The following is a 15869-nucleotide window of genomic DNA, read 5'->3' on the forward strand; positions in this document are numbered from 1 at the left end:
CCTAATGCTTTATCTAAGCAGCCCCTGGTTGTCCTTAAGCTCTACGCCGGATAGCTTGAGCCGATACGCTTCCTGTATCAGGTAAAAGAGTTTTTCAGCAGCAACCGCAATGGGCAAGCCCTTCGGTCGAATGTTTGATACACAATTACGGGCATCATCTGTAAGACCGCGTTTTGGTTGATACGTAAGGTAAGCGCCCATGCTGTCCGCAGCGCTTAAGCCCGGCCGTTCGCCTATTAAAATTACGGACAACGTTGCACCCAGTTCTGCAGCAATAGTGTCTGCAATAGCTACCCTGGCCTGTTCAGCCAAGCACACCGGCGCTATTTTGTGTCCAACAGCAATAAGTTTGGGGATAAGAAGCGAGAGCAACGGAACGGCATGCTGGTTGACGGCAGCCGCCGATAGTCCGTCGGCAATAATCAATACAATGCCTGCATTGATCACCTGATCTGCCAGCCGGTTCATGGATGCTTCATCAGGCAGGCGGCCAAGATCCGGACGTTGCAGGTATTGCTCGCGGTCGGCTGCCTGGCTCTGCAGCGGCAATACAGGCAGGTTGAACACCAGCAGTTTATCATACAACCTGTCCGTTTCCAATGCCGAGTAAACCGCGTCGCGGGCATGCGCGTGTGCCAGCTTAAAGCGCAGGTACTGCTGTGTTGGTATACCGGCACCAACCATTCCCAAGCCTATTCGTGCTTGTGTTAAGTGTTTCAAAGGCTCATCTTGATTACTTAACAGTTCGTTTAAGTCAGCCATGGCACCTCCAATCTGTTTAAAAACTCCTTCCTGCCGCGGGTAGAGGGCCTGCCTTTATCATCTGTAATCCCCTGTTGTATCAACCATTCTTCAAACTCCGGCGCAGGCCGTAACCCCAGCACCTGCCGCAGGTACAGGGCATCATGAAATGAGGTGGACTGATAGTTAAGCATAATATCATCACTCCCTGGGATGCCCATTATAAAGTTGCAGCCTGCAACACCCAGTAAGGTAAGCAAGTTGTCCATATCGTCCTGGTCGGCCTCAGCGTGGTTGGTATAACAAATATCAACACCCATTGGCAGGCCCAATAACTTGCCGCAAAAGTGGTCTTCCAACGCCGCGCGGGTTATCTGTTTACCATCGTACAAATACTCCGGCCCAATAAAACCCACCACCGAATTCACCAGCAGCGGTTGAAACTTTTTGGCTACTGCATACGCCCTGGCTTCGCAGGTTTGCTGGTCTACACCGTGGTGCGCACCGGCAGATAAGGCGCTACCCTGCCCTGTCTCAAAGTACATTACATTATTGCCAACAGCACCACGTTTAAGCGCCAGCGTGGCTTCATGAGCTTCACGAAGCAAGGCCAGAGAGATACCGAACGATGCATTGGCTTTTTGTGTTCCTGCGATGGATTGAAAGCAAAGATCGACAGGTGCACCGCTATTGGCCAATTGCAAAGTGGTAGTTACATGACTTAAAACGCAGGATTGTGTGGGTATACTAAATTGCTGCCGCAGGCGGTCCACCAGTTCCAATATCTTTAAAACCGCCGCAGGACTATCCGTTGCCGGGTTTATGCCAATACAGGCATCGCCGCTACCCAGCAGCAGGCCGTCTAACAGGCTGGCAGCAATGCCACGCGGGTCATCCGTTGGGTGGTTGGGCTGCAAGCGGGTTGCGAAATGGCCGTGCAGGCCTATGGTGTTGTTAAAACGGGTAACCACTATGCATTTACGGGCAACGGCTATTAAGTCCTGATTACGCATGATCTTACTTACGGCTGCTACCATTTCCGGCGTGAGCGCATCTGCAATGCCGGCGAGTGTAAGTGTGTCCGTTTCGATCAGCAGCAGCCAATCGCGCAAGCCGCCAACTGTTAAGTGGCTTATCAGCTTAAAAGCTTCCGCATCGTGGTTGTCTACTATCAGCCGGGTTACCTCATCATCCTCGTAAGGGATCACCATTTCGTGCAGGAAATCTCCCAGCGGAACATCTGCCAGGGTTATCTGCGCTGCAACACGTTCTTCGTAACTCTGCGCTGCAAGTCCGGCCAGAACATCGCCGGTACGGTACGGGGATGCTTTTGCCAGCAGTTCCCTTAAGCTACCAAAGCTGTAAACCCGTCCTGATATGGTGTGCCGATACATCCCGGTAATTTGTTTGTTGTTAGTTATAGATGGGTGTGTTTAACATATCATCATCTATAATTCTCGCCTTATGCTTGCCGGTAAGCATGAATAAACCTATAGCAACAGCAAGACCGGCAAAGAATAAAAGACCGATGAAAAAAGAATAATACATAATAGCTACCATGCAAACTGCAGAAATAACCAGCGCTGTGGCCGGAAAGGTCGGATAGCATATTGCAGCAAAAGGCCGCTCAAGCGCAGGTTCTTTTTTACGGAGGATAAAAAGGCTGATCATACTCATCATGTACATTACAATTGCACCCAGTACCGAAAGTATGATTATTTGCCCGGTGGTACCGGTATATAACGCAATAAAGCTGATAACACCGCCTGCTAATATTGCCCAGTGCGGCGTTTTAAATTTACTGTTCACGGCTGCTAAACCGCGGGGCAGGTAGCCGCTGCGTGCCATGGCAAAAACCTGCCTTGAAGATGCCAGTATAGTGCCGTGTATAGATGCCACCAGACCAAACAGACCAATGCTGGCAAAAACTTTGGTAAGCCCGCTGCCTTTGCCTAATACAATGCTGATGGCTTCCGGCAGCGGGTAGTCCAGTTTGCTTAGCCTGCGCCAGTCGGTAACGCCGCCCGTAAGTATCATCACACCTAAAGCTAAAAATACAAGCGTAGCAAGCGCGTATATGTAGCCGCGCGGGATGTTGCGCTTAGGGTCCTTCACTTCTTCGGCAACCATAGCAACACCTTCTATTGCCAGGTAAAACCATACCGCAAAGGGCAGCGCAGCAAATACCCCGCTCCATCCAAAAGGCATTGGATTGCTTAAATAATTATCCATTTTAAAATGCGGGCCAACCACACCCATAAAAAGCAACAACTCGCCTACGGCGAGGATGGTTATAAATACAGAGAACACGGCCGACTCCTTCACCCCCAATATATTGAGCACTATAAAAGCAACATTAAACGCTATAGCGGCCTGAAGTACGCCGACAGCCGGATGCAAAAAGTGCACATAACTCCCCAGCGAAAACGCAATGGCAGGTGTAGCAAAAAGAAAATCAACAAGGGTCGCATAGCCAGCTATTAATCCGCCGAATGGCCCCATAGCCCTGTAAGCGTAGGCAAACGCGCCGCCTGCGTGAGGTATTGAAGTTGTAAGTTCGGTATAGCTGAAGATGAAGGTAACGTACATCACCGTAACCACCAGGGTTGCTATAAGAAAGCCAATAGTACCGGATACCTCCCAGCCCAGGTTCCAGCCGAAATACTCGCCGGAGATAACCAGCCCCGTGGCAATAGCCCATAAGTGCACGGGCTTAAGTACCCGCTTAAGCTGTTTTGAATGTGTGTTTTCCAATACCGGCAGTTTAGTGCCTTTAAGATAGCTATTAAGTTTGATTTTCGATAAGGGCGTTTAAACGTTATGACCATTTTATAGCCGATGTTATCGTAATCTAATATTTAAATAACCATTACTTAATACTGTACGATTTTTTAACTTTGCACCCCTGATTAGTTACAGACAAATAGTGCCCCAACAACAAAAGCCGAGCATAAAAGAAAGATGGGTTGAAGCCATTCAATCACCGGTAACGCGGCCGAAGCTCCTGCTGTCATCTATAATCACCATTATTATACTGGCGCTTATGCCGGTATTCTTCAATTATATCGAAAAAAGGGACGGTACGGTACTTAACGACTGGTTGCTCGATTACCTGCCCGCGTACAATGTATCATACTTCATCTTTGCTATTATATGGGGAATGGGCGCCCTTATTTTATACAGGGCCTTATACAACCCGCATATCTACATTCAGTATTCGTGGACGCTGATTTTTGTTAACCTCGCCCGCCTGATTACTATTACCGTCTTCGCGCTAAATCCCCCTAAAGGCATAGTGCACCTTATCGACCCGATCACCGGGATATTTTATGGTAATAAAGTAATAACAAAGGACCTTTTCTTCAGCGGGCACACCTCTACCATGGTGCTGATATTCCTGTGCCTCCGTAAACGCACTGATAAGATAATCGCCTTTGCCGGCCTTATCGCCGTAATGGTGCTGCTGCTTATCCAGCACATCCATTACACTATAGACGTGCTTGCCGCGCCAATATTTGTGTATGCTATTTTCCTGGTAACTACACACTTCCTCAAGCCGGATGAGGTTTAAAAATTTACAATAGCACTATTATCCATTATAGTGTTTAAAGCTTAAATTTATAGCCATATAAATCTGTAACCTGCTTACACAAACGGCTACTTTCATGATAAAAAAGCTATTACTTATTGCTGCGCTGTTCTTTGCCGCGCAAGTTAACGCCCAGCAGCAAACCCCGCGGCAACAGTTTCCGGGCTTGTTTGAGGCGGTACAATCTTCAGACATCTTTCCGGATAATAAAACCTTTGTGGATTGCACGCCTAAGTTCGAGCCATCGCAGATCATGAAATCGTACAACGAGCAAAAGGGAAAAGGCGGATTCGACCTCCGGGAATTTATTTTGGCCAACTTCACCCCGCCTGCTTCTGCTACCCACGCCTTTCAAACCAACGTAGAAGAAGGCATCCGCAAACATATTGATACCCTGTGGCAGGTACTGCAGCGCCAGCCCGACGCAGGTAAAAAGTTTTCGTCGCTGGCTGCCTTGCCCAACCCATACATTGTACCCGGCGGCCGTTTCCGCGAGGTATACTATTGGGATTCGTACTTTACCATGCTGGGGCTGCAGCAAAGCCACCACGAGAAGGTGATAAGCAACATGATAGAAAATTTTGCCTACCTGATAGATACCTACGGTTTTATCCCCAACGGCAATCGGGCCTACTACCTCACCCGCTCGCAGCCGCCGTTCTTCCCCATGATGGTAAGTCTTCTCGCCAAAAGCCAGGGAAATAAAGTATTCGCCAAATATCAGCCGCAGCTGGTAAAAGAATATAACTATTGGATGCAGGGGGGTGCCGCACTGGCTAAAGGACAAGCCGTTCACCGCGCGGTGCGCATGCCGGACGGTACATTGCTTAACCGTTACTGGGACGAAAGCGACGAGCCGCGCGAAGAATCGTACATGAAGGACGTAGACGCATCAAAAGAGACCAAACAGCCACTCCCGGTATTTTACCACCACATCCGCGCTGCCGCCGCGTCCGGCTGGGACTTTAGCAGCCGTTGGTTTGATGGATCGGCCAAGCTGAGCACTATACACACAACCGACCTGGTACCAGTAGACCTTAACTGCCTCATGTACAATATGGAGCTTACCATTGCCCGCGCTTACCAGGTAAAAGGTAACGGTGCCCTGTACAGGCTGTACACTGCAAAGGCACTTGCCCGCAAAAAGGCGATACTAAAGTACTGCTGGGATGCAAAAGCCGGTTGGTTTGGCGACTATAACTGGACCACCAACACGCTAAGCACCATACCTACCCTGGCTGCGGTTTTCCCGCTGGAGTTTAAGATTGCCACTCAGGCACAAGCGAAGCAAATAGCCGACGGACTAAAAGCAAACTTTTTAAAACCCGGCGGACTGGTAACTACCCTAAACTTTAGCGGCCAGCAATGGGATGCCCCTAACGGCTGGGCGCCATTACAGTACATGGCTATAGACGGGCTGGAGAACTACAACTATCATGCGCTTGCTAAAGACATTGCCACCCGCTGGATGAACCTGAACGTACGTGTGTTTAAACAAACCGGCAAACTGCTGGAAAAATACAACGTGGTTGATACCAGCCTTACAGCAGGCGGCGGCGAATACCCACTTCAGGACGGCTTCGGCTGGACCAACGGCGTATTGCTAAAGCTGATGAACAGGTACGATTTTGAGGAAAAAAAGGGGGAGTGAGGGGAGGCGAACAGTTTTTAATGGTGAACTTGTTGCACTGACGGTGTAAGTTCGAAGATTGCTAAATGTGGCTGGTACAATAGATATAAGTAGCTAATTAAATAACCATTATAGATTCGATGATATTGCAAGCTCGCACCAGTATGGAATTATTGTGTTGTAATAATCCTATACCAACATCCTTGAACCATTTTTTGAAATTTCAATCATTCTTTTTACCTGAAGTTCCATTGACGGAATTATCTTTACATTGGTTTCGAAATCAAAAAGTCGGCTCATTTCCCCTTCACGGGTCTGAATTACAATTTTCATTAAATAATTCTTTCCAATTGATGTTTTTTCTAACTTCTCAATTGCATCTTCGAGAGTCTCATATTCGCCTTGAATTTTCACCGGAACAGGCATACCGTCAATATAATCTTTGAGAAATCCATCTATACCTGAATTTCTCTGTACAGGAAAAGCATTCACGTTTTGAAGAATTGCTAATTCTCTTTTCGTCTTCTCAGAGTATTCACCAGTTCCCTTATTTAATAAGTTAGATTCTGTGATAATCATTTCTTCTAAGCGTGATTGTGCTAAATGAATTGCATCATTTGATATATCAATGCCTATATAGTCTCGTTTTAAGGACTTAGCTGCCACACACGTAGTTCCGCTTCCGCAAAATGGGTCTAAAACTAAGTCGCCTTCATCTGTCACAATATTGATTACCTGTTGCAATAACAAGACAGGCTTTTGAGTAGGATACCCAGTTCTTTCTTTTGCTTTTGGATTTAAATACGGAATTTCCCAAACATCACTTAATGGAACTCCTCGCTTTTCTTTTCCAATAACAGGCTTACCGCTTTCATCCTTCTTATAAATAGATTTACCATTATCATCCCTCTCTCTTTCGTGTAAGATTTGATCGAGATTAGTGGTCAAAGAATAATTTGTGTAATGAACGTTGAATTTGAAGTCTGCAGTTTTAGAATAAAAAAAAATGATTTGATGAGAATTCAACAATCCCTTTTTTGCGTTAGACCAACGCTTATACGACCAGACAATTTCACTTTGGAATTGATTTCGCCCAAAAACCTTATCCAAGACCAGTCTAAGATAATGTGATGCCGTTTTATCACAATGTAAAAAGATACTACCTGTATTTTTTAAAACTCTTTTACACTCTACCAAAGTACTTTCCATTAGTAGTAGGTAGTCTTCTATTGATTCAAACTTATCGAAAAACTCGTAAACTTTTGATGTCTCTCTGTTTGACAAAGAATGCTTCTTCTGTGTAAAAAAAGGTGGATCGAAGTAAACTAAGTCAACTTGATTAGCTTTTATATCCCTTAATTTATAAATGCAGTTTCCTTGAACTAGACTGTTTTTTTTGATTGTCATTTAGTCTGCTTTTATTTCTGTTGCAACTTTATCTAGTTCAATACTAACAATAGGCACCCTTTCATTTGCAATTTCGGTTAAAATAGCTTTCAAGTCAACTCCTGTGTAATCTTGCAAGTATTTCCATGCTTCCTCACCACCATAATATTCCCCATCAACACCAGCGTATAAAGTTTTCAATGTTTCTTGAATTTTTATCGCTTGTCCGCGTTGTGGATAATAAAACATTACTCTAATTGGCTTATATCCATGACTCTTAATTACTTGTACCCTAGTATGTTCTTTAGTTATATGATCACCATCTGTTGTTGCATCTCGCCATTTTATCTCTAATGCGTCATTATTATTTAGAACGTCTATTTCAAATGTCTTTGGACGTTGTCCCATTGTGTTTTGAACTTTAGTCTTAATTCCTTTAGGGAATTTAAAATTAAAACACAAAGTAGCTGCTTCCTCTAAAAACGACCCTGCATATTTATAAAGAAATCGCCCAGTATTTTGATAAATATCGATCAACTGACCTTCCTCAGTTGTTATACCTAGCACTCTGTAAATCAAATAATGAGAGTTATCATCATTTTTCATTTCTTCTTTTCTGCACTCTATTTGTTCTTTGAGGTTAATCGAATAGTTCTCAGCTAACTCTTTGATCTTATTTTTTAATTCGTCAATCATGATCATCCCTTTAAGCAAAACTACTAAAATTTACTCATGTCCCTCCTGCAGGCACGAGCTTGTAAGCTCGTGCCTGACGTGCTGCGAAAATAGTAGTTGTAAGTACTTCGTTTTGAATTATACTCAAATATGATACGAGTTGTAAACTCGCATCAGCATGGTGTTAGGCCTGCTAAATTGCGGAATTCGCTGTTGACAATAAGTTTATACCTTTGTCGGGCACCGCTTTAACATAGCGCGTGCAAACTAAATTGTCCGCAGCGGCGCTAATAATAAAACATAATGGCAGATCAGCTATCAAATAACAATACCGAAAAAACTAATCTGCACCCGCGCAACCTTCATCGTGGCAGGTACGACTTTAAAGAACTGGTTAAAGCCCTCCCTGCGTTGCGTAATTTTATTATCGAGAACGAGCAAGGTGAGCCTACTGTTAACTTTACCAATCCCGAAGCGGTAAAAACCATTAACCAGGCGTTGTTGAAACAAAGCTATGGCATTGCTTCATGGGATATTCCCGAAGGGTTTTTATGTCCTCCTATTCCGGGCCGCGCCGATTATATTCACTACATAGCCGATGTTTTAGCCGAAGATAACCAAGGCACAATACCAACAGGCAATAGTGTTAGAGTGCTGGATATTGGCGTTGGTGCAAATTGCATCTACCCGCTTATCGGCCACAAGGCTTATGGCTGGAGCTTTGTTGGCAGCGAAGCCGATTACATTGCCGCAGCATCAGCCAAAAAAATAGTGGACGCTAACGGCCTTAACAAGGCTATTGATATTCGCAAGCAAACATCGTACGCTCATATTTTTGATGGCATTATACAACCCGGCGAAAAGTTCGACATCACCATGTGCAATCCACCCTTCCATTCGTCTTCTAAAGAGGTGCAGGCAAAATCGCAGCGTAAATGGGAGAAACTTGGACAGGATGCCGGTGCCGGCTTAAATTTTGGGGGCCGTAATAACGAGCTTTGGTGCGAGGGTGGCGAACCGCGCTTCCTGAACAAGATGATGAGCGAGAGCAAGGAATTTTCTAAATCATGCAAATGGTTCTCGTCACTTATCTCCCAGAAAACTACACTTCCCGGCTGCTACAAATCGCTAGACTATTTAGGTGCTGCAGAGGTAAAAACCATCAACATGTCGCAAGGGCAAAAAACCAGCCGTATATTGGTGTGGCGCTTTTAAACAGATAATTTGTCTCTGTTCATTTACAGTTTGTGACCAGCGACCTGCAAAATATATGGCATCGGTCGAAAGTATGCCATTGTACAAGAAAACCGGGAACGAACAAACCAATTCTTTTTTGTTAAAGATTGATAAGGCAAACGTTTTAACTTTAGGCTATAGCCCCGTTTAATGAACATTAAAAAATTTATCCCCAATTCAATTAAGCAGGAAGGTAAGTATTTACTTTACCGCCTGCTTAAAATACCCTACAATAGATCCGAGGTTCCTGTTGTGATAACAGCGTTCTTACCCGCCGATAAACCTATTAACGTAATGGACGTAGGTGCATCAAAGGGGAATTTCATGAAGTCAGTTGCTAACTATTACCAAATTAATAAAGCTGTTTTAGTTGAACCCCTTACCGACCTTAAGGCAATTTTAAACGAAAAGTTTCCGGATAAGTCCCGTTTTGTGGTTGAAAGTGTTGCAGTATCTGATAAGTCTGGAAGTGTCGACTTTTATTACTCAAAGGATGCAGATGTTTTAAGTTCGATACTCAAGATAAAAGACGAATATCATAATGATCAATACCTAACCAAGCCTACATTAATTACTGTTGAAACTGAAACACTGGATACGATTGCCAACCGGAACAACTTAAACGTTATAGACCTTCTTAAAATTGATGTTCAGGGCGTAGAACATTTAGTATTGATGTCGGGATTAAACACACTTAAAAGGACTAAACTGGTATATACCGAAATATCCTACAAGCCAATGTACGAGGGCTCTTCCACTTTCTTTGACTTGTTTAAGATTCTTACGGAATGCAATTTTAGGTTGGTAAATACTTCAAAGGGCTGGGTAAACCCCGATGGTGAAATAATACAGGGAGATGCGCTGTTTGTCAATAACGCGCTGTTATAAGTCGCTATTTACTTAAGAATCGCACCTTTTATTAAGCGCTAAGAACATATCTACTCTGCCAACTTCTCAAGTTTAATGCAGCGTTACTTAAACCTAAATTTGCATTAAACTTAACGGTAGCTCAAAGCTCAATTAACCATGGTCACCTAATTTGGCTGCTATGAATGCTATAAAGGTCGGCGTTACTTTTCTTATCTATTTAGTTAACGCACTACATGCAAATGCGCAGCCAAATCCCTTACCAAAACCGAGGCACCGCTTCACCGTAATTGCTCATCGCGGCGATCACGTTAAGTACCCCGAGAATACATTAGCTGCGTACCAGGAGGCGATCAGGAACGGCGTTGATTACGTGGAGATAGACCTGCGTACCACAAACGACAGCGCCCTGGTTAGCATGCACGATGGCAGCATTACCCGCATGACAGGTAAACCGGGAAACATTAAAGACCTTACATTAGATCAGGTAAAGGACCTGGCAATACGCAGTAAAGACTCCACCGACACCAACATTTATCGTGTACCAACATTTGAGGAGATCCTGAAAGCGTGTAAAAACAAGATTTACATCTACCTTGATTTTAAAGATGCATCCGCTGCAGCTACTTACAAGGTTTTGCGTAAGTATGGTATGGAAAAGCAGGTGATTGTTTACATAAACAGTGCAAGCCAGTTTAAAGACTGGAGAACAGTTGCACCCACAATGCCGCTGATGCTCAGCCTGCCCGGTAACGCCAAAGACGCAAATGCCGTTAAAACCTTTGTAGACCGATATCATCCCGACCTGCTGGATGGGAACTGGAAAAGCTATAATGCTGACATTTTAAAATATCTCTCAGAAAGTAAATTACCTGCCTGGCCGGATATACAAAGTGCCGACGAGGACAAGCACTGGGATAAAGCCTTACCACTGGGTTTTACCGGACTGCAAACTGACCACCCGGCGGCGCTTATTGCACATCTGAAAGAACTAGGCTTGCGTTAAAACGCGCAAGAACTTATTTGAATGCGGCAATACCTTAATAGTGTCTCACATCGACTACTTAAAACTGTATCACGGTCTGTTTTTTTCGAAAAAACTGTATCATGGTTTCAAAAACTGTAACATGGATTTTCGTCAACTAAAAGACATACAGCTATTTAAGTGTTTTTAGCACCAAAAAACTGTAACAGGTGTAACACCTTATTGTGATACAGTTACACAAGGTGTAGATAACTACTTTACCGTATACGTAGCTTTATTTACACCCACACCGGTGATCTTTAACGATTTCCAATTGGATGGTAGCTTGCTCTTGATCTGTGTGATGCCCTGCGGTGTTATATCCAGTCCGCCGAAGCCCATCAGCATAGCTTGTATAATGCCGCCTGCACCTGTAGCAAAGTACGGGTTGGTACCGCCCTTGGTCTCCGCTATAACCCGGAATGGCGGGTTAAGGTTAGGTTCGTATGCGTCCTTAAACCAATGGTAAGCTTTCTCTCCATTGCCCAGCCTTGCATATAACAGTGCGAATACCCCTTGCGTCATAGCAGGAGTACCTTCGTTAGGCACACGGCTTTCGTAGTACTCCAGGTCTTTCTTAATTTGCGCAGGATCGGTAATGGCTTTTAAAGGATAAGCCAGCAAGTTTACGTCTGCCTGTTTAATGCCTTCGCCTTTATACTGCGCATGCTCTTGCGTTACACCGTTACTCATCTTAAGAATAGGAATGTTTTGCGCCACATGTGCCCAGTCCGCATCAGCCTTTACGCCTAATATACCGGCAGCTGCGGTAGCATTCATCAGGTTTGCTTTGGCAGCAGCATTTGTAAAAGCGTTATTGTCTATGTTCTCGGCCCATTCATCAGCAGCAACTACGTTCTTAATGTCGTAATGGCCAGCACCGTTGCGTTCTACCCGGCTCGCCCAAAAATCTGCAGTGGCAGATAGTAAAGGCCAGCCTTTTTCACGTAACCATTGCTTATCCTGAGTGACACAGTAGTAAGCCCAGGCCGCATTAGCCACGTCGGCACTAATATGGTGCTCAAACGGACCGCTTAATGCCCATACGGGCGTCTCCTCTACCCCGCTGTCTGCACTCTCCCAAGGGAACATCGCGCCCTTGTAACCATGCGAGAAGGCGTTCTTACGGGCACTCTCCAGTCGCTCAAAACGATATTCCACCATTGACTTGGCAATCTCCGGATGCAGCACCAGCATTGCAGGGAACATCCATAGGTCGGTATCCCAAAACACATGTCCATTATAGCCCAGGCCCGACAAACCCATCGGCGACGGCGACAAGGCTGTTCCCTCGCGAGAGAACGAATACAGGTGGTACAGCATACTATGCACGTCCTGCTGTGCCTGATCATCCCCCTCAATCTGAATATCACTTTTCCATAGCTCATCCCAAGCTTTATTATGGAACTTGATCAATCGTTCTTTACCTTCCAGCAAAGCAAATATGGTCAAGCGCTCAGCTTCGTTCAGCGGATCAGGATGGTGTGCAGATGTGATTGAAGAGCCGGTAACTCCGTAAGAGTAAGTCTGCCCTGCTCCTATCTGGTGGCTAAACTTCATCAGGTGCATGTTATTATCCCACATCTCATGGATCACTCTTGGTTCCTGTCCATGCGGTTCGTTAAACAGGAAGGATGTCGACGCACACAACTGCAGCTTACCGGTCGGGCTTTTAGCCGTTGATGTAAGCAGGCTAATGGTAACATGCGGACGATCTATCTCGTTATAATAATTCTCTACCTGTTTTAACGCGTCAGGAGCTTCCATAACGCTGGCTGCAGTAATGTTGATGGGCTTTTTAGCGGTTACCGCAACATCCATCAATACCGTAAAAGGTAGTTGCCGCAGTGAGTAGTAGGTGTACTTAATGGTTGCTTTATCGCCGTAGTCAAAACTAGTGGTCATGGCGGCATGCTGCATATCCAGTTCCTGCCTAAAGTTGCTTACCATTTTTGCATCAAGCCGCCTGCCGTCAACTTCCAGGTACATGTTCAGCAGGTTAAAGCTATTAAGGAAGTTGCTTACCCTACCCCGTCCATATAAATCATAAGCCCCAGCGAGTACCACGTTTTTAACCTTGAACGGCTCCGGTGATGATACAATACCTATCATCCCGTTAGCTACTGTAATGCCGTAGTAATTAGCAGGATCTATCTTATCGGCCTTTATAATCCATGGACTAACATTTTGTGCAAACGTGTTTACAATTGAAACCATTGCAACCGTTAGCAGGAAAAGGGTTCTTTTCATCTATATATCTTATTTGATCTTAAGCTTAAGTTTTTCTGTCACCAGGTCACCTATTTTACGGCCCTGCATAGTGCCTACTATACAAGCGTTTCTATAGTGAATACCGCCATAAACACGCGACATAGCAGCTTCCTCCGCAGCATCCCTGAATGATTTAAAAGTACGCGGTGCAATACCAAACTCCGACTCTGAAGAATCGCTGTAAATAATATTATCGCCAAAAGTACGTGTCAATACTTCGGCTGCAGCAGCTGATATAACAGCGTGCCCACTAATATACTCCGGGAATGGAGGTGTTTGGATATAGGGCCGCCATTCTGGATCCAGCACTCTTGTTATTACCGTCTCGGGACGTACGCTATTTGCCTTGTATTTTACATACCAGCAGTTTATAAAAGCATCAAACAGGGCAATAGATGTTTCGGTGTAGGCAGCTACCGTGGTACCAAAATCGGCTTTCTTTATCTGCGAACCAATACCTGCAATGTTCATCCAGTGCCCTCCGGGCGAAAATTTCTTAGTGGCAAAAGACGCGTGACCTATTACATTCAACTTAAATGCGTTATCATCCCAAAAATCAGCCATGTGCTTTTGTTCCTCCGTTAGGCTATCTCCCATGGTTTTCACCTCAATTACAGCTTTATAAAAAGAGCTGTTCTTATCAGCCATGTTATACGGTGGCGGCTCGGGCGAGGGTATCTGTGCAGCAGAATCAAGCACAAGTGGTCGTATCTCTCCCCAATGCGGTTCTAACGCCTGAGCATACATCGGCGGGGTGGGTATCCAGCGCCCGTCTTTACGGGTAACCGTATACTTGCTGGCGCTACGGGTTTGGGCATAATTGTCCTTTTTGCTCCAGGCCAGAATATGCTTGGCTACTACGTTTGAATATTCCACCGAATTATCGAATGCATCAGACGGCATGCCAGCATCTTCCGCTTTTTTCTTTAGCTCATCAACGTAAGTTTCCATACTTCCTTCGGGGAAAGTAACGGCATTTCCCACTACGCAAAAAGAGAGTAGCGAAGCAAACTGAAAATCAATTTCTTTATCCTTATCTGGTTTTGGTACTGTGGTAAGATGCTTTATTTGGCCAGCCAGTGATCTGTAATGTTTAGGGTCGCCAGCTGCTATCACTTCATAAGCAGCTATATTGGCGTAAGCGTAATTTCGGGACGCTATTACCGGTGGAAAGTTATTTTCGAGAACTATATCATTAAGCTTTTTTACGGTAGTACGGTAAAGCTCCGGATTGTGAGTGATCTTTTGATAATCGGCTTTTTTGCAGGAAGAAAAACAAAATACAGCAACTGCAAAAATCAACAGGAAACGGTTCATAGTCTAAATCAGTTTAAGAAAATACGCTGCTTCGGGAGGCTTTGCGCTTATATTGGCTTTCTTTATTTCTGTATGCTAAGATAGGTTTTTTACCACATCTGCCTGCTAAAAACAGTTTGAATTTAACACAAACTAATATTTATTTTGCACAACATTTAAGAACGCGCTACTGCGTTCAGGCTTTATAAAACCTTTTATGAAAAGACCCGCACTGCTGGTATTTGGTACGCTGTTAATTATTGTCGTTAGTATTTATTTTATCATACCTCAGTATATAACTGCCACTTCGGTAGTAAGTGTTGATGCCACGGACGTTAACGTTGCCCGTTTTTTGGTTGATCAGCACCAATGGCCAAAGTGGTGGCCGGGAAAAGTAGTGGCAGGAGACTCTGTTTATGAATTTAACGGCAACAGGATAACCATTACCAATGCCGCTGCCGGCTATGTTGATTGCGACGTAAACACTGGTAATGATGTGCTAAAGTGTAAGGTGAGCTACCAGGCTTCCGGCGAAGGTGCAACAAACATTACCTGGAAGGCTGCTAAGCAGAGCAGTTTGAATCCTATTACCCGTATTTCAGAATATTTTAGGATTAAAAAGGAGAATACTGAGTTAGAGAAGATACTTAAATCCTTTAAAAAGTTTATCCAAACTGATGTTAATGTTTACGGCTTAAAAATTAAGCTAAGCAAGGTTAAAGATGGCACTATGCTAGCAACAAGTACATCTACAACAACCTACCCGGACATGGCTGTTATTTACAACTTAATAGATGGATTGCACAAGCAGATCAGCGCAGCAGGTGCGAATGAGTCCAACAAACCGATGCTTAATATCAATCAGGTTGACGAGAAAGAGTACCATACAATGGTTGCCGTACCAATAAATAAAGAAGTACAGCCTGACCAAAAATCAGTAATCAATAAAATGGTGGTTGGCGGTAACTTATTAGAGACCGAAACAAAAGGTGGTCGCGGAGCGATAAACAATGCTTTTACACAGCTAAAACGTTACCAGAAAGATCATGGATTAATATCACCAGCAATGCCTTACGAAGTGATGATGAACAACCGCTTAATGGAAAAAGACACTGCTAAGTGGGTTACAAAGGTTTATTGGCCAATATTTTAAG

The 15869-nt window shown here is 44.5% G+C and carries 13 protein-coding genes; 6 read left to right on the forward strand and 7 right to left on the reverse strand.

Features of this window, described 5'->3' with window-relative positions; translation table 11 throughout:
* Nucleotides 1-9: 9 nt before the first annotated feature.
* From eutC to eat, 3 genes are read right to left on the reverse strand one after another with little or no spacing between them, the layout of a single operon-like run.
* Nucleotides 10-762: an ethanolamine ammonia-lyase subunit EutC gene (gene eutC / locus DYU05_RS15540; RefSeq protein WP_117384069.1), complete on the reverse strand. Its 753-nt coding sequence runs from the start codon at nt 760-762 to the stop codon at nt 10-12.
* Nucleotides 750-2135, reverse strand: coding sequence for an ethanolamine ammonia-lyase subunit EutB (locus tag DYU05_RS15545; protein ID WP_117384070.1), 1386 nt, complete (start codon nt 2133-2135; stop codon nt 750-752). The genes eutC and DYU05_RS15545 overlap by 13 nt, the downstream gene beginning before the upstream one ends.
* Before the next feature lie 19 nt (nt 2136-2154).
* Nucleotides 2155-3495, reverse strand: coding sequence for an ethanolamine permease (eat, locus tag DYU05_RS15550; protein ID WP_117384071.1), 1341 nt, complete (start codon nt 3493-3495; stop codon nt 2155-2157).
* 172 nt (nt 3496-3667) lie between these two features.
* On the opposite strand from eat, the gene DYU05_RS15555 reads away from it, so the two are divergent.
* Complete coding sequence (locus tag DYU05_RS15555) at nt 3668-4312, forward strand: sphingomyelin synthase family protein (protein ID WP_235854035.1); 645 nt, start codon at nt 3668-3670, stop codon at nt 4310-4312.
* Nucleotides 4313-4406: 94 nt separating this feature from the next.
* Nucleotides 4407-5981 carry an alpha,alpha-trehalase TreA gene (gene treA, locus DYU05_RS15560; RefSeq protein ID WP_117384072.1) on the forward strand — a complete coding sequence of 525 codons (1575 nt, stop codon included), beginning with the start codon at nt 4407-4409 and terminating at the stop codon, nt 5979-5981.
* 168 nt (nt 5982-6149) lie between these two features.
* On the opposite strand, the gene DYU05_RS15565 is transcribed toward treA, so the two are convergent.
* Together DYU05_RS15565 and DYU05_RS15570 are read right to left on the reverse strand one after the other, a co-directional pair.
* Nucleotides 6150-7367 carry a DNA-methyltransferase gene (locus DYU05_RS15565; RefSeq protein WP_117384073.1) on the reverse strand — a complete coding sequence of 406 codons (1218 nt, stop codon included), beginning with the start codon at nt 7365-7367 and terminating at the stop codon, nt 6150-6152.
* The gene (locus tag DYU05_RS15570; RefSeq protein ID WP_205771906.1) at nt 7368-8042 is read right to left on the reverse strand and encodes an ApaLI family restriction endonuclease; all 675 of its coding nucleotides are present in this window, start codon (nt 8040-8042) and stop codon (nt 7368-7370) included.
* Between the two features lie 282 nt (nt 8043-8324).
* On the opposite strand from DYU05_RS15570, the gene rlmF reads away from it, so the two are divergent.
* The 3 genes from rlmF (at nt 8325) to DYU05_RS15585 (ending at nt 11130) form a co-directional block, all read left to right on the forward strand.
* Complete coding sequence (rlmF, locus tag DYU05_RS15575) at nt 8325-9236, forward strand: 23S rRNA (adenine(1618)-N(6))-methyltransferase RlmF (protein WP_117384075.1); 912 nt, start codon at nt 8325-8327, stop codon at nt 9234-9236.
* Between the two features lie 171 nt (nt 9237-9407).
* Nucleotides 9408-10145 (forward strand): FkbM family methyltransferase, encoded by a 738-nt coding sequence (locus DYU05_RS15580; RefSeq protein ID WP_117384076.1) that lies wholly within the window; start codon nt 9408-9410, stop codon nt 10143-10145.
* A 160-nt stretch (nt 10146-10305) separates the two neighbouring features.
* A complete protein-coding gene (locus DYU05_RS15585; protein WP_117384077.1) occupies nt 10306-11130 on the forward strand; it encodes a glycerophosphodiester phosphodiesterase family protein in 825 nt (274 codons plus the stop codon).
* 231 nt (nt 11131-11361) lie between these two features.
* On the opposite strand, the gene DYU05_RS15590 is transcribed toward DYU05_RS15585, so the two are convergent.
* Nucleotides 11362-13398, reverse strand: coding sequence for a glycosyl hydrolase family 95 catalytic domain-containing protein (locus tag DYU05_RS15590; protein ID WP_117384078.1), 2037 nt, complete (start codon nt 13396-13398; stop codon nt 11362-11364).
* Between the two features lie 9 nt (nt 13399-13407).
* The gene (locus DYU05_RS15595; RefSeq protein WP_117384079.1) at nt 13408-14736 is read right to left on the reverse strand and encodes a vanadium-dependent haloperoxidase; all 1329 of its coding nucleotides are present in this window, start codon (nt 14734-14736) and stop codon (nt 13408-13410) included.
* Nucleotides 14737-14932: 196 nt separating this feature from the next.
* Here DYU05_RS15595 and DYU05_RS15600 point away from each other — a divergent pair, with 196 nt between their 5' ends.
* A complete protein-coding gene (locus tag DYU05_RS15600) occupies nt 14933-15868 on the forward strand; it encodes a hypothetical protein (RefSeq protein WP_117384080.1) in 936 nt (311 codons plus the stop codon).
* The last annotated feature ends 1 nt before the right edge of the window (nt 15869 follow it).

Source organism: Mucilaginibacter terrenus, from assembly GCF_003432065.1.
GTDB classification, from domain to species: domain Bacteria; phylum Bacteroidota; class Bacteroidia; order Sphingobacteriales; family Sphingobacteriaceae; genus Mucilaginibacter; species Mucilaginibacter terrenus.

Excerpts from the sequence above, each read along its gene's own strand:
- DYU05_RS15565 (WP_117384073.1), bottom strand. The coding sequence starts at position 7,367 with ATGACAATCAAAAAAAACAGTCTAGTTCAAGGAAACTGCATTTATAAA.
- treA (WP_117384072.1), top strand. The coding sequence starts at position 4,407 with ATGATAAAAAAGCTATTACTTATTGCTGCGCTGTTCTTTGCCGCGCAA.
- DYU05_RS15570 (WP_205771906.1), bottom strand. The coding sequence starts at position 8,042 with ATGATTGACGAATTAAAAAATAAGATCAAAGAGTTAGCTGAGAACTAT.
- DYU05_RS15580 (WP_117384076.1), top strand. The coding sequence starts at position 9,408 with ATGAACATTAAAAAATTTATCCCCAATTCAATTAAGCAGGAAGGTAAG.
- DYU05_RS15545 (WP_117384070.1), bottom strand. The coding sequence starts at position 2,135 with ATGTATCGGCACACCATATCAGGACGGGTTTACAGCTTTGGTAGCTTA.
- DYU05_RS15600 (WP_117384080.1), top strand. The coding sequence starts at position 14,933 with ATGAAAAGACCCGCACTGCTGGTATTTGGTACGCTGTTAATTATTGTC.
- eutC (WP_117384069.1), bottom strand. The coding sequence starts at position 762 with ATGGCTGACTTAAACGAACTGTTAAGTAATCAAGATGAGCCTTTGAAA.
- DYU05_RS15590 (WP_117384078.1), bottom strand. The coding sequence starts at position 13,398 with ATGAAAAGAACCCTTTTCCTGCTAACGGTTGCAATGGTTTCAATTGTA.
- rlmF (WP_117384075.1), top strand. The coding sequence starts at position 8,325 with ATGGCAGATCAGCTATCAAATAACAATACCGAAAAAACTAATCTGCAC.
- DYU05_RS15595 (WP_117384079.1), bottom strand. The coding sequence starts at position 14,736 with ATGAACCGTTTCCTGTTGATTTTTGCAGTTGCTGTATTTTGTTTTTCT.
- DYU05_RS15585 (WP_117384077.1), top strand. The coding sequence starts at position 10,306 with ATGAATGCTATAAAGGTCGGCGTTACTTTTCTTATCTATTTAGTTAAC.